The 14,110-nt window shown below is 35.8% G+C and carries 8 protein-coding genes; all 8 read left to right on the top strand.

Going from position 1 to position 14,110, the window contains the following annotated elements:
• The 8 genes from Q1A01_RS14810 to Q1A01_RS14775 all read left to right on the top strand — a co-directional run bounded on the left by Q1A01_RS14810 (position 1) and on the right by Q1A01_RS14775 (position 14,045).
• Positions 1–948, top strand: coding sequence for a carbohydrate kinase (locus Q1A01_RS14810; RefSeq protein ID WP_366520106.1), 948 nt, complete (start codon positions 1–3; stop codon positions 946–948).
• Positions 949–1,017: 69 nt separating this feature from the next.
• Entirely contained in the window at positions 1,018–3,300 is a 2,283-nt protein-coding gene (locus tag Q1A01_RS14805) for an NADP-dependent malic enzyme (RefSeq protein WP_299682448.1), read from the top strand.
• Between the two features lie 115 nt (positions 3,301–3,415).
• The gene (ruvA, locus tag Q1A01_RS14800; protein WP_299682445.1) at positions 3,416–3,997 is read left to right on the top strand and encodes a Holliday junction branch migration protein RuvA; all 582 of its coding nucleotides are present in this window, start codon (positions 3,416–3,418) and stop codon (positions 3,995–3,997) included.
• 88 nt (positions 3,998–4,085) lie between these two features.
• Complete coding sequence (sprA, locus tag Q1A01_RS14795) at positions 4,086–11,504, top strand: cell surface protein SprA (protein ID WP_299682522.1); 7,419 nt, start codon at positions 4,086–4,088, stop codon at positions 11,502–11,504.
• Between the two features lie 74 nt (positions 11,505–11,578).
• A complete protein-coding gene (gene gcvH / locus Q1A01_RS14790) occupies positions 11,579–11,959 on the top strand; it encodes a glycine cleavage system protein GcvH (RefSeq protein WP_299682443.1) in 381 nt (126 codons plus the stop codon).
• Entirely contained in the window at positions 11,937–12,356 is a 420-nt protein-coding gene (locus Q1A01_RS14785; protein ID WP_299682440.1) for a VanZ family protein, read from the top strand. The genes gcvH and Q1A01_RS14785 overlap by 23 nt, the downstream gene beginning before the upstream one ends.
• 53 nt (positions 12,357–12,409) lie before the next feature.
• Positions 12,410–13,135 carry an energy transducer TonB gene (locus Q1A01_RS14780; protein WP_299682437.1) on the top strand — a complete coding sequence of 242 codons (726 nt, stop codon included), beginning with the start codon at positions 12,410–12,412 and terminating at the stop codon, positions 13,133–13,135.
• Between the two features lie 115 nt (positions 13,136–13,250).
• A complete protein-coding gene (locus Q1A01_RS14775) occupies positions 13,251–14,045 on the top strand; it encodes an energy transducer TonB (RefSeq protein WP_299682434.1) in 795 nt (264 codons plus the stop codon).
• The last annotated feature ends 65 nt before the right edge of the window (positions 14,046–14,110 follow it).

The following is a 14,110-nucleotide window of genomic DNA, read 5'->3' as shown; positions in this document are numbered from 1 at the left end:
GTGGATTATATAGAAAATATAGATGTATTTTGTGTAGGGGAAACACTGATTGATTTTATAGGACATCAAGAAGAAGCTACTATAGAAAATACAAAAGATTACCATCGTTATTTAGGAGGCTCTCCTACAAACGTGGCTATGAATATGGCACGATTGGGGGCAAAAGTACGTTTGGCAAGTACCATCGGTGAAGATGGTTTTGGGACGTATATCCTAGATAAATTAAAAGATAATAGAGTTTCAGTAACGCATGTACGTAAGGACGCTATACAGCCTACTTCGGTGATATTTGTTTCAAAAACCAAAGGAACCCCTGATTTTATTCCTTTTAGGAAAGCAGATACCATGATTACTGAAAATCAGATTCCCACAGAAGCATTGGAGAATACACGTATTTTTCACACAACAGCTTTTGCGTTGAGTAAAAATCCGTCACGTAATACCATTTTGGCAAAAGCCAAAGAAGCGCATGAGCTAGGCGTGAAACTAAGTATTGATATAAATTACTCTCCCATAATATGGCCAGATAGATTAAAGGCTATGGAGACTATAAAAACATATTGCCAATACGATCCTCTAGTGAAAATTAGTGAAGATGATATGGAACGTCTTTTTCAAGAGCGCCTTTCTCATGAAGAAATCTTTACATTTTTTCACGATCATCTTAATGTGACAACAGTATGTTTAACATTGGGGAGTCGTGGTGTTACGCTTTCGCGAAAGCATAAACAACCCATAACCCTTCCTGCTGAAAAAGTAGAAAACATCATGGATGCCACAGGAGCTGGTGACGCTTTTTGGAGTGGTTTCCTATTTGCTTATTTAAAAGAATTTCCTGTAGAACGATGCCTGAAAATTGCCTTAGCCCTAGCGGCCATTAAATTACAAAACGTCGGTAGGTTACCACAACAGATGGATATCCTATCAGAATTATTGAGAATTACATAAGCTCTTGTTTATAATTAAGCAACCTATGAGCCATTAGAATACCTTATTTTTGCAAGTCAATAACCAACTATGAAAAAGCACAATAACAAACGTAGAGAAGCGCTAGTGTATCACGCAAAACCAATGCCTGGTAAAATAGAAGTAGTTCCTACAAAAAAATATGCCACCCAAAGAGATCTTGCGTTAGCATATTCACCAGGAGTAGCAGAGCCTTGTCTAGAAATTGATAAGAATGTAGAAAACGTATATAAGTATACAGCTAAAGGAAACTTAGTTGCTGTTATATCTAACGGTACTGCTGTTTTAGGCTTAGGAGATATTGGTCCTGAAGCCTCTAAACCTGTCATGGAAGGAAAAGGATTGCTTTTTAAAATCTTTGCAGGTATTGACGTATTTGATATAGAAGTAGATACAAAAGATATTGATGCTTTTGTAGAAACTGTAAAAAATATAGCACCTACATTTGGAGGTATTAATCTAGAAGATATAGGAGCGCCAGCTGCTTTTGAAATAGAACGTAGACTTAAGGAAGAGCTCAATATTCCTGTAATGCATGATGATCAACATGGAACAGCAATTATCTCTGCTGCGGCATTACTGAATGCATTAGAACTTGCAGATAAAAAGATAGAAGAAGTACGTATTGTTATTAGTGGTGCAGGAGCTGCTGCAGTTTCTTGTACGCGCTTATATAAAGCCTTTGGAGCGCGTAGTGAAAATATAGTAATGCTTGATAGTAAGGGTGTTATTAGAAAGGATAGAGAAGTTTTAACCAAAGAAAAAGATGAATTCGCTACACACAGGAAGATAGATACACTAGACGAGGCTATGAAAGATGCCGATGTATTTGTAGGACTTTCTATAGCTGATATTGTGTCTCCTGAAATGATCCTTTCTATGGCGGGAAATCCAATTGTTTTTGCCATGGCAAACCCAGATCCCGAGATTGCATATGATCTTGCGTGCCGTACTCGAGAAGATATAATTATGGCAACAGGACGTTCAGATCATCCTAATCAAGTAAATAATGTATTAGGGTTTCCATTTATCTTCAGAGGAGCATTAGATGTAAGAGCTACAGGGATTAATGAAGCAATGAAAATGGCTGCTGTAGAAGCATTAGCACAACTAGCTAAAGAGCCAGTTCCTGAGCAAGTAAATATAGCCTATGGAGAAACACGTTTTACATTTGGAAGAGATTACATTATTCCAAAGCCTTTTGATCCTAGATTAATTACAACCGTACCTCCAGCAGTTGCAAAAGCAGCAATGGAAAGTGGTATCGCGCAGGAACCTATAAAAGATTGGGCTGATTATGAAGATGCACTATTAGAAAGATTAGGGGAGGATAATAAAATAGTAAGGCTCTTGTTGGATAGAGCACGTCGTGATCCTAAACGTATTGTTTTTGCAGAGTCAGATCAATTAGATGTGCTAAAAGCAGCGCAAATTGTGCATGATGAGGGAATTGCTATTCCTGTATTGTTAGGGAATAGAGAAGTAATTCTTGAGCTAAAAGCAGAAATAGATTTTGATGCAGATGTAGAAATTATAGATCCAAAATCTAAAGAGCAACTTACTCAAGTAAATGCATATGCAGAAATATATTGGAAAGCTCGTGAACGTAAAGGAATTACCCTTTTTGAAGCAAAAAAACTATTAAGACAGCGTGATTATTTTGCGGCAATGATGGTGAATGAAGGAGATGCTCACGGTATGCTATCGGGTCACAGTAGAAGTTATCCTTCTGTTGTAAAACCTTTATTAGAAGTAATTGGCCCTGCAAAAGGAGTAGATCGAGTAGCGGCCTGTAACTTAATGATCACATCTCGTGGACCGTTGTTTTTAGCAGATACATCTATAAATATAGATCCTACGGCAAAGGAACTTGCTAAGATCGCACAGATGACAGCTACTGCTGTAAAAATGTTTGGTCTAGAGCCAGTTGTAGCCATGACGAGCTATGCTAATTTTGGTTCTTCTAGTAATGAAAAAGCTACAAAAGTAGGGGAGGCAGTAGCGTATTTGCACAGGCACTATCCAGATCTAATTGTAGATGGGGAAGTGCAAGCAGATTTTGCCCTCAATAAAGAGATGTTGCAGAGTAAGTTTCCATTTTCAAAACTTGCAGGAAAAAAAGTAAATACACTAGTGTTCTCAAATATAGATAGTGCAAATATTACCTATAAGATGGTAAAAGAGCTTGAGAAAGCTGATAATATTGGACCTATTATGCTCGGAATGCGCAAACCTGTACACGTGTTGCAATTAGGTGCAAGTGTAGACGAAATGGTGAGTATGGCTGCGATTGCAGTGATAGATGCGCAAAAGAAAGAAAAGCACGGTATGTAATATATTATTTCTGAGTACGCTTTCGCGAAAGCGTACTCATTAAGAATCTATCCGTAATGATGACTCTCGGTAAAGATATTTTCTTACATTTACGGGCTTAACACTAGAAATAAAGATGATTACTCATTTAAGGGGTAGACTTATCGAAAAAAATCCAACCTATGTAGTTATAGACTGCAATGGGGTTGGGTACTTTGTAAATATATCCCTTCATACCTTTTCGGCTTTACCGCAAGGAGAAGCTATTACAATATATACACATCTTCAAATTAAAGAGGATAGCCATACCTTATATGGGTTCATGGATGTCATGGAGCGTGAGATATTTAGATTATTGATTTCAGTTTCTGGAATTGGGACAAGTACAGCAAGAACAATGCTATCTTCTTTGCACCCTGATCAAATAAAACAAGCAATCGCATCTAATGATGTTGCTACTATTCAGGGAATCAAGGGGATAGGAGCGAAAACTGCCCAGCGTGTTATTTTAGATTTAAAAGATAAAATATTAAAAGTGTTTGATTTGGATGTCAATTCTGCCTTGCAAAGCAATACACACAAAGAAGAAGCGTTATCAGCATTAGAAACATTAGGTTTTGCGAGAAAACAATCTGAAAAAGTTTGTATGCAAATACTTAAAGAAAAGCCCGATGCTAGTGTCGAGATGATTATAAAAGAAGCATTAAAAAAATTATAAAACCATTTTGGGGACAAAATATTACTTAAAATTAAACATACTTTTATTAGCTATTATAGGAATGTTCTTCTTAGGGACATCCTCATTAATGGCACAAGAAGGTAACGAACCAGCAGAGCAAACAACAGAACCAACTACATTTTCTTTTGGAGATTTGTCATTACCTAATCCTAATAGTATTGTTACAAAGTATACCTATGATCCAGAAACAGATAGGTATGTGTATACAGAGCAATTAGGTTCTTTTAATATTAATTACCCACTTATTCTAACGCCTGAAGAATATTTTCGTCGTCTTAGGGATGAGCAGATGAAGCAGTACTTTGATGAGAAAGTAGCTGCATTAGATGGAAGAACAGATGAAGGAAAAGATGCTCAAAAAAGTTTAATACCTACTTTATATGTAAAATCAGATCTCTTTGAAACAATTTTTGGAGGGAATGAAATAGAGTTTACACCTCAAGGATCTGTAGAAATGGATCTTGGTGTTTTATTCACCAAACAAGATAATCCTGCCTTTTCACCTAGAAATAGAAGTAACCTCACCTTTGATTTTGATCAGCGTATTAGTTTAAGTTTACTCGGTAAAGTAGGAGAGCGTTTGCAAGTAACAGCAAATTATGATACAGAATCTACTTTTGATTTTCAGAATCAAATTAAATTAGAATATACACCTACAGAAGATGATATTATCCAGAAAATTGAAGTTGGTAATGTCGCAATGCCTCTTAATAGTTCTCTGATACAAGGGTCTCAAAGTTTATTTGGAGTGAAGACACAATTGCAATTTGGGAAAACAAGCATAACTGCAGTCTTTGCAGAAAACAGATCACAAGCACGTTCAGTAACGGCAGAAGGAGGCGCAACTGTTCAAGATTTTGAAGTAGCCGCACTAGACTATGATGAAAATAGACACTTTTTCTTAGCGCATTACTTTAGAGATACTTATGACGAATCTTTAAGAAATTATCCATTTATAAATAACAATATCCAAATTACACGTATGGAAGTTTGGATAACCAATAGGCAAAACCAAACTCAAGACGCACGTAATATTGTTGCGATTCAAGATATAGGAGAAGCAGATCCTACTAATATAGGATTGGATTTTCCTCCTACAGGATTTATAAATAGTCCAGCAAGTGCTTTTCCTGACAACTCTAATAATGATTTTAATCCAAGAGGGATTACAGATGCTAGTGTGCAATCGGTACTTAGTAATGCGATTAGAGATGTGGCAACAGTACAGCAAGGGTTTGGAGGAGTGCAAGTAAGTGATGGTGTAGATTATGTCTTGTTAGAAAATGCACGTAAACTACAGCCTAATCAATATACATTATATCCTAGGTTAGGGTATGTCTCATTAAACCAACGATTAAACAATGATGAGGTTCTTGGAGTTGCTTTTCAATATACAGTAGGAGGTCAGGTATTCCAAGTAGGAGAATTTGCAAATGATGGTATTGAAGCAACAAATGGAGATCGACCTGATGCAGATGCAGATGGTATTCCAGATATTGCCGATGCAGATTTTGGACAAGGTAGACCCGATCAAGACAATGATGGTATTGCTGATGATGCAGATTCAGATGTTAATGGAGATGGCGTGCCAAATGGACAAGATGCTGATGGGAATGGTATCCTAGATAGTGTGATTCCGGCAGGTCAAGCAGGAAGTCCGCAAAACCTTGTAGTCAAAATGCTTAAAAGTAATTTGACCAATGTACAAGAACCTGTATGGGATTTAATGATGAAAAATATTTATCCTTTAGGTGCTTTTCAATTAGAGCAAGAAGGTTTTCGTATGAATATTGTGTATGCAGACCCTTCTCCTTTAAACTTTATAACACCTGTGCCAGGAGCTACATTACCTACGTTGTTTAATGGAAATACAGATCCAGGAGAATCAGGAAGTAATGCAGATCAAGGAGCATTAGAATCTAATACATTACTGAGGCTATTTAATTTAGACCGTTTGACAGCTTTTGGGGATCCTCAAGTAGGTGGAGATGGTTTCTTTGATTTTGTTCCAGGGACTACAGTTCATGTGCAAAATGGAAGTATCGTGTTTACAACCGTCGAGCCATTTGGAGAACATTTATTTAATCTTCTTCGTAGTGATAACTCTGAGGTGTACGATGACGGTATTGCAAACTCAGATAATGAATTAAATACGTTTAACCCTCATCAGGAAGAATATGTATATAGAACATTATATAAGTCTACAAAAACGATAGCAAGAGATAATGCAGAAAAGAATAAATTCTTATTAAAAGGACGTTATAAATCTACACAAGAACAAGGGATATCTTTAGGGGCATTTAATATTCCTCAAGGATCTGTAGTGGTAACTGCTGGAGGAAGACCTTTAGTTGAAGGATTGGATTATACGGTGAATTACCAATTAGGACGTGTTATTATATTAGATAAATCTTTGGAAGCTTCTGGTATTCCAATTACTGCACGAGTAGAAAATAATGCTGTTTTTGGACAACAAAACAAACGCTTTACAGGACTTAATATAGAACACAGGTTTAATGAAGATTTTATTATTGGTGGTACATTCTTGAATTTGAATGAACGCCCTTTAACACAGAAAGCGACTTATAGTTTTGAACCTATAAATAATACGATTTTTGGGATTAATGCAAGTTATTCTACAGAAGTACCTTTCTTAACGAGAATGGTAAATAAGTTACCTAATATAGATACTGATGCACCTTCTAATTTCTCTATACGAGGTGAAGCAGCATTCTTATCTCCTGGGCAACCTAAAGGAACTGATTTTAATGGGGAGGCAACATCGTATATAGAAGACTTTGAAGCATCGCAAACAGCAATTGATGTAAGTAGTCCGTTGCAATGGTTCTTATCTTCTGCCCCAGTAGGTTTTGGAGGAGAATTGCCTAATAATGATATTTCAGGAGGATTTAGAAGAGCAAAATTGGCTTGGTATACTATTGATCCTGTATTCTATAATGCTCAGCGACCTGACGGTATCTCAGATACAGATCTTTCATTACCAGAAACACGTCGTGTTTTTAGGGATGAGATCTTTCCGCAACAGGATATTGTAGCGGGTCAAACACAAGCCTTGTTTACGCTTGATTTAGCTTATTTTCCAGATGAAAGAGGGCCTTATAACTTTAGTGCAGATGCGCAGGATGAGCAATTAAGTAATCCAGAACAGAATTTTGGTGGTATTATGAGACAACTTACCTCCACAGATTTTGAACAGGCAAATGTAGAGTTTGTTGAGTTCTGGTTATTAGATCCATTTTTTGCAGATAATGATACTACGAACCCTGGAGGTAAATTAACAATCAACTTAGGTAGTATATCTGAAGATATTTTGAAAGATGGTCGTAAGCAATATGAAAACGGACTTCCAGAAGTAGCGTTCCCGCAAGATGGATTTGATGAAGCTACTACATCTACTAACTGGGGTAAAGTGCCAACAAATCAATCTTTAGTATATGCTTTTGATAGTGAAGGAGCTGCTCGTAATAACCAAGATGTTGGTTACGATGGATTAAATGATGCAGAAGAAGCAAACTTATATCCTGGGTTTGCAGCACTTCCAGATCCAGCTGGTGATAACTATGATTATTTCTTAAATGCTCAAGGAGACGTTATTGAACGTTATAAAAGCTTTAATAACTTACAAGGAAATTCACCAGTTGAAGTTACTCAGACTAACAGAGGATCTACAACATTTCCAGATATAGAAGATGTCAATCGTGATAATACAATGAACACGATAGATGCTTATTACGAATACGAGTTAGATATAAATCCGGGATCTCTTAATATTGAAACCAATGAATTTGTAACTGATGTCCGTGAATTAACAGTAACTGCACAGGATGGTTCTTCGGTACCTACGCGCTGGGTGCAATTTAGAGTTCCTATAAGTCAGTCAACAAACGTAGTAGGAGGTATTTCTGATTTTAGAGCGATACGTTTTATGCGTATGTACATGAGTGATTGGCAGAATGATGTTATCCTTCGTTTTGGAACGTTAGATTTAGTGCGAGGAGATTTTAGAAGGTACTTATTGACATTAGATCCAGATGAAACAACAGAACAAGATCAGGCAGATAATACGTTGTTTGAAGTAGCTGCAGTTAATATTGAAGCAAACGAAACGCGTTCTCCAGTACCTTATAACTTGCCTCCAGGAGTTCAAAGAGAACGATTGAATAATAACAATAATAATATTCGTCAAAACGAGCAATCACTTTCTATACGCGTCAACGGTTTAGAAGAACAAGATTCAAGAGGAGTCTATAAGTTCTATAACCTAGACATGAGGCAATATAAAAACTTGCGTATGTTTATGCACGCAGAAGCACTTAGTGAAGATGGTAGTGATGGACTAGATAGTGAAAATATTGTTGGTTTTGTGCGTATGGGTACCGACCTTAATAGTAATTTCTATCAGATAGAATTAGGGTTAGAGCCAACACCATTTAATGTTGCTCAAACAGATCGAGAAGCTATATGGCCTGCTGTAAATGAAATGAACCTTGATTTAGAGTTATTACAGACTATTAAATCAAAAGTGATTTCAGGAGATGTAGCTGATGATCCTGATGAAATCACCTACTTTGATCAAAATGGTGATCGTATATTAAATGCTGATGAAACGTGCTATATACCAGGGGAATTACGAATAGGAATAAAAGGACTTCCTAGTTTTGGAGATATCAGAACCTTATTATTAGGTGTTAAAAATGGAAATCCAAGAACAAGTATAGATATCGGATGTTCGCCTGGAGAGATAGGAGGAGAGGTGTGGTTTAATGAACTTCGTCTTTCAGACTTGAGTAACGAAGGAGGATGGGCAGCTGTTGTAAATGCAGATGGAAACATAGCAGACTTTGCAACAGTATCTGCTACAGGAAGACAGAGTACAGTTGGATTTGGTAGTATAGAACAAGGACCTGCAGAACGTAGTCTTGAAGATGTGTTCCAATATGACGTCGTTACAAATGTAAATGTGGGACAATTATTACCTAAAAAATGGGGAATCCAATTGCCTTTTAACTATGCAATAGGAGAAGAGATTATCACCCCAAAATTTGATCCTCAGTTTTTAGATCTAGAATTAGATGATAGATTAGATAATGCCGCTACGCAAGAAGAAAGAGATGAAATAGAAGGAGCTGCTATAGATTATACAAGACGAAAAAGTATCAACTTTATAGGGGTGCGTAAAGAACGTACAGGAGATAAAAAACCACAACCTTATGATGTGGAAAATTTAACATTCTCTTATTCGTATAGCCAGACAGATCATAAAGATTTTGAAATCGAACAATCAAGAGATCAAAATGTACGCTTAGGAGGAACGTATAATTTTGATTTCCAGAATAAACCTGTAGAACCATTTAAAAAGAATGATTCCTTATTTACAGGGAAGTATTGGAAATTCCTTAAGGATCTTAATTTTAATTACTTGCCGTCTAATGTCTCTGTAAGTTCTAATATTGTGAGGCAGTATAATGAGCAAAAATTTAGAGACTTACTGGGTAGTGAAAGTGATATTAGTATTCCTAGACTTTTTCAACGTAATTACCTTTTTGATTGGCAATACAGTGTAAACTTTCCAATTACAAATAGCTTGCGATTTAACTATGATGTAAGTCATAACCGTATTGTGCGTAATTATCTAGATAATGATGGAAACCCTAGTTTCTTAGACGATAATGGAGATGAAATAGAAGGATTTGGAGTCTACGATGGCTTCTTTGATATAGGGCAACCTAATACGCATTTTGGAACATTGCAGTTAAACTATGATCTTCCTTTTGATAAATTTCCATTTTTAGAATGGATTACAAATACCACATATTCTTATACCGCAAGTTATACTTGGCAACGAGGATCACAGCAATTCCAAACACTAGATGGTATTCCAGATTTAGGAAATTCTGTTGAGAATAGAAATACGCATGCTATTAATAGTACCCTAGAGATGGATAAGCTCTACAAGTATATTGGCCTTACCAAGAAAACCAAAGGAGGAAATAATATTAAGGACAGACTGAGAGGCGTTCCTTCTCCTGAAGATGAAGAAAAAGGAGGCTCGCTTACTCAAAAAGAAGGTACTACAACTACACTAGGCGCTGGAGATAAAGCGCTTAATACAGGTATTGGCTTATTGACAGCACTAAAAAGAGTACAGATAAACTATCAAGAAGATAACGGTATATTTTTACCTGGATATCTTCCTTCAATTGGTTTTTCTGGAAGTTTAAGACCTTCTGCAGGATTCATCTTCGGAAGTCAAGCAGAAGTGAGAGAATTAGCTGCTCGTAATGGATGGCTTACATTATTCCAAGATTTTAATCAGCAATATAGAGAGGTTGAAAGTAGGAACTTGGGTATACAAGCACGTATAGGTTTATTAAAAGACTTAGATATAGATCTTAACTTTAACCGTGTTTTTCAAGAGAATTATTCAGAAAATTATCGAGTAGATCCAGTAACATTACAATATGAATCTCTTACAGGAAACAACTTTGGTAATTTTAATATTTCAACATTACTTATAGGAACTGCTTTTAGTAGAAGTACTTCAGACTTTTCAGAAGCGTTTAATGCATTTAGAGATAATCGAATCCAAGTAGCTGACCGTTTAGCGACTAATTTTTATGGAACTACCGAATTTGAAAGAGATGAAAACGGATTCCCAGTAGGTTTTGGTCGTACCAATCAAGCAGTATTATTACCAGCTTTCTTGGCAGCATATACAGGGAGAGATGTTTCAAAAACAAAAACGGGACCTTTTAGAGATATTCCACTACCTAACTGGAATATCAAATATACAGGACTCATGCGTCTTAAATGGTTTAAGCAAAACTTTAAAAGATTCTCTATGCAGCATGGATACACTGCTGGGTATACAATTAATCAATTTAATACCAACTTAGCATTCAATAGAGATACAGACTTTAATCCTGAAATAGCACAAACAGATCAAGCAGGTAACTTCTTAAACCCTACATTGTACGGTAGTGTTACATTAACAGAGCAGTTTACACCATTGATGCGTTTAGATTTTGAAATGAAAAATTCTGTAAAAATACTTGCAGAAGTAAAACGCGATAGAGCATTAGGTCTCAGTTTTGATAACAATATCCTTACAGAAATAAAAGGAGATGAGTATGTGTTAGGACTTGGATATCGTATTAAAGACTTAACATTTGTTACTAATTTTGGGGGTAGAAGGAAAGTTTTAAAAAGCGATCTTAATTTTAAGGCAGATCTTTCATTGCGTCGTAATGAAACAATCATTAGATATCTTGATATAGATAACAGTCAAACAACTGCAGGACAGGACATATATGGTCTACAGTTTACGGCAGACTATGCATTAAGTAAAAATTTAACTGCCTTATTCTTTTATGATCATACATTTTCTACATTTGCAATATCAACAGCATTCCCTCAGACAACAATTAGGTCAGGGTTTACATTGAGATATAATTTCGGAAATTAATAAATGAATAGGCGTATTTTATACGCTTTCGCGAAAGCATAAACACATACACAAACACACATAATAGTAAACTAATGAGCATACCAGCAGAATTAAAGTACACAAAAGATCACGAGTGGATACGTATCGATGGAGATACTGCTACCGTAGGTATCACACATTTTGCCCAAGGAGAATTGGGAGATATTGTATATGTTGAAGTTGAAACATTAGATGAGACACTTAATAAAGATGAGGTTTTTGGAACTGTAGAAGCTGTAAAAACAGTATCTGATCTTTTTCTTCCTTTAACAGGGGAAATTGTAGCGTTTAATGAAGCACTTGAAGATGATCCAGAACTCGTAAATAAGGATCCTTATGGAGAAGGATGGATGATCAAATTAAAGATAGCCAATACAGAAGAAGTTACAGATCTTCTAGATGCTGATGGTTATGCGTCTATCATTGGGGCATAAAGCATTATTTGTAATTGCTATATCATATACAATAGCACTTACATTAGGATCGCTAATACGTCCAGTACATATTGTTGAACATCCTATATCAAATATAGATAAGCTCCTGCATGCAGGAGCTTATTTTGGTTTAACAATTTTATGGATTTTCTGGGTGTTTTTTAAAAGATCTAAGAAAACAACTATCTCATCAAAAAAACTATGGCAAATAACCCTTGGCGTTGTTGTTATGGCTGTTCTTTATGGGGTTTTAATGGAAGTATTACAAGGAACACTCACTTCTTATAGAACGCCTGATGGTTGGGATGTCTTAGCAAATACAACAGGAAGTTTACTCGCTTTAATAGCTTGTGTGCTATATATTAACAAATCTAAGATGCTAAAATCAAAGTTTTAGTTTTATTTTAGGATTTTATTTCGTTATTTTACTTTCTTTAATACTCACAATTTATGGAAAACAAGAAAAATCCAAAAGCAGATCTTAACAAACGTAGTTTGCTGTTTTTTCAATTAGGTCTTATCGCCATTCTATTTACAGTGTACTTTGTAATAGAAAAGAAGACGTACGATAAGAAAGATTTTAATCTAGCAGAATTATCTGCAGATGACGATGATGAAGATATTCCAATCGTAGAGTTAAATACACCACCACCTCCACCTCCACCTCCGCCGCCACCAGCACCGGAAATTATAGAAGTGGTAGAAGATGAAGAAGAAATTGAAGAAACTATCATAGAATCTACTGAAACTACGCAAGATGAAGAAATCGTTGAAGTAGAAGAAGTAGAGGTAGCTGATGAAGAAGAAGAAATTGCAGATGTACCATTTGCAGTTATTGAAAATGTTCCAATTTTTCCTGGTTGTGAGAGTAAAAAGAACAATGCAGAGCGTAAGAAATGCATGAGTGAAAAAGTAAGTAAACTTGTAAATAGAAAATTTAATACAGAACTTGGATCTGACTTAGGGTTAAGTGGTGTAAATAGAATTTTTGTAAGTTTTAAAATCGATAAAAGCGGAAACATTGTAAATATCCGTTCAAGAGCACCGCATCCTAAACTAGAACAGGAAGCAGCACGTGTTATCAAATTACTTCCAAAAATGACACCTGGAAAACAGAGAGGTAAGCCAGTAGGAGTATTATATTCACTTCCAATTACATTTAAAGTAGAAGATTAATTTCTTTCTTTTATAAAATTTAGAAATCCCGATGGCGTTAGCTCTCGGGATTTCTTTTTTTGGTATGCTTGTTGATTTGCTTTAAAAATTGTTTAACATTTTAAAATCAAATCTTATGAAAAATTCACAAGAAAGTAAGGATGTTCGCCAAAACATACCTTACACAAAATCACGCAAGCATGAAGCAAATTTACGAAGAAATCCAACACTTCATTTTCAAGTAGGATTGATCCTATCATTATTAGTAGCGATTCTATTTATAGAAATGCGAATGCCTACAAAAGCAGAAAAAAGACCCTATGATGGTCTAGAGCTAGAAGAGCCATTATGGGCTGAAGATTTTAAGCTAGAAAAAGTGCATGTGGAGAAGATTACTCAAAAAGAGCTACCGCCACCACAGCAACAACAACCTGATGAGTTTACTGAGGTAGATAATGAGACTACAATTATTGAAGATATTGTAGAGCCATTAGAAGGAAATCAAGATGATGCTATTCCTGATGACGTTCTCGAGACTACAGAAGTGGTAGATGATGAGCCAATAGAAACTGTTGTGCCTTTTATTAGAATAGAAGAAGTGCCTTTGTTTCCAGGATGTGAAAATCTTTCTACAAATCAAGAACGTAAAGACTGTATGAATAGTAAAATTCAAAAATTTGTAGGTCGTAAGTTTGAAACTGAAATTGGAGAAAGATTAGGGTTGCAAGGTTTGAACCGCATTTTTGTTCAATTTACTATTGATAGAAATGGTGAGGTGACAGATATTAAAGCAAGAGGTCCTAGAGAAGAGTTAGAAATTGAAGCTAGTAGGGTTGTTGACTTGCTTCCTAAAATGACACCAGGAAAACAACGAGGAGTTCCAGTAGGAGTTATTTACAATTTACCTATTGCTTTTAAAATACAAGACTAAACATATCACTACTTGTGAAATAAAACCCGTTACTATTCAGTAGCGGGTTTTGTATTTAAAATTCC

The sequence above is a fragment of the uncultured Dokdonia sp. genome, from assembly GCF_947492815.1.
Classification (GTDB): domain Bacteria; phylum Bacteroidota; class Bacteroidia; order Flavobacteriales; family Flavobacteriaceae; genus Dokdonia.
This window is presented reverse-complemented; position numbering and strand designations above follow the sequence as displayed.

Bases quoted from the DNA above. Each gene is read 5' to 3' on its own strand.
- Q1A01_RS14805 (WP_299682448.1), top strand. From the start codon at position 1,018: ATGAAAAAGCACAATAACAAACGTAGAGAAGCGCTAGTGTATCACGCA.
- ruvA (WP_299682445.1), top strand. From the start codon at position 3,416: ATGATTACTCATTTAAGGGGTAGACTTATCGAAAAAAATCCAACCTAT.
- sprA (WP_299682522.1), top strand. From the start codon at position 4,086: ATGGCACAAGAAGGTAACGAACCAGCAGAGCAAACAACAGAACCAACT.
- gcvH (WP_299682443.1), top strand. From the start codon at position 11,579: ATGAGCATACCAGCAGAATTAAAGTACACAAAAGATCACGAGTGGATA.
- Q1A01_RS14785 (WP_299682440.1), top strand. From the start codon at position 11,937: ATGCGTCTATCATTGGGGCATAAAGCATTATTTGTAATTGCTATATCA.
- Q1A01_RS14780 (WP_299682437.1), top strand. From the start codon at position 12,410: ATGGAAAACAAGAAAAATCCAAAAGCAGATCTTAACAAACGTAGTTTG.
- Q1A01_RS14775 (WP_299682434.1), top strand. From the start codon at position 13,251: ATGAAAAATTCACAAGAAAGTAAGGATGTTCGCCAAAACATACCTTAC.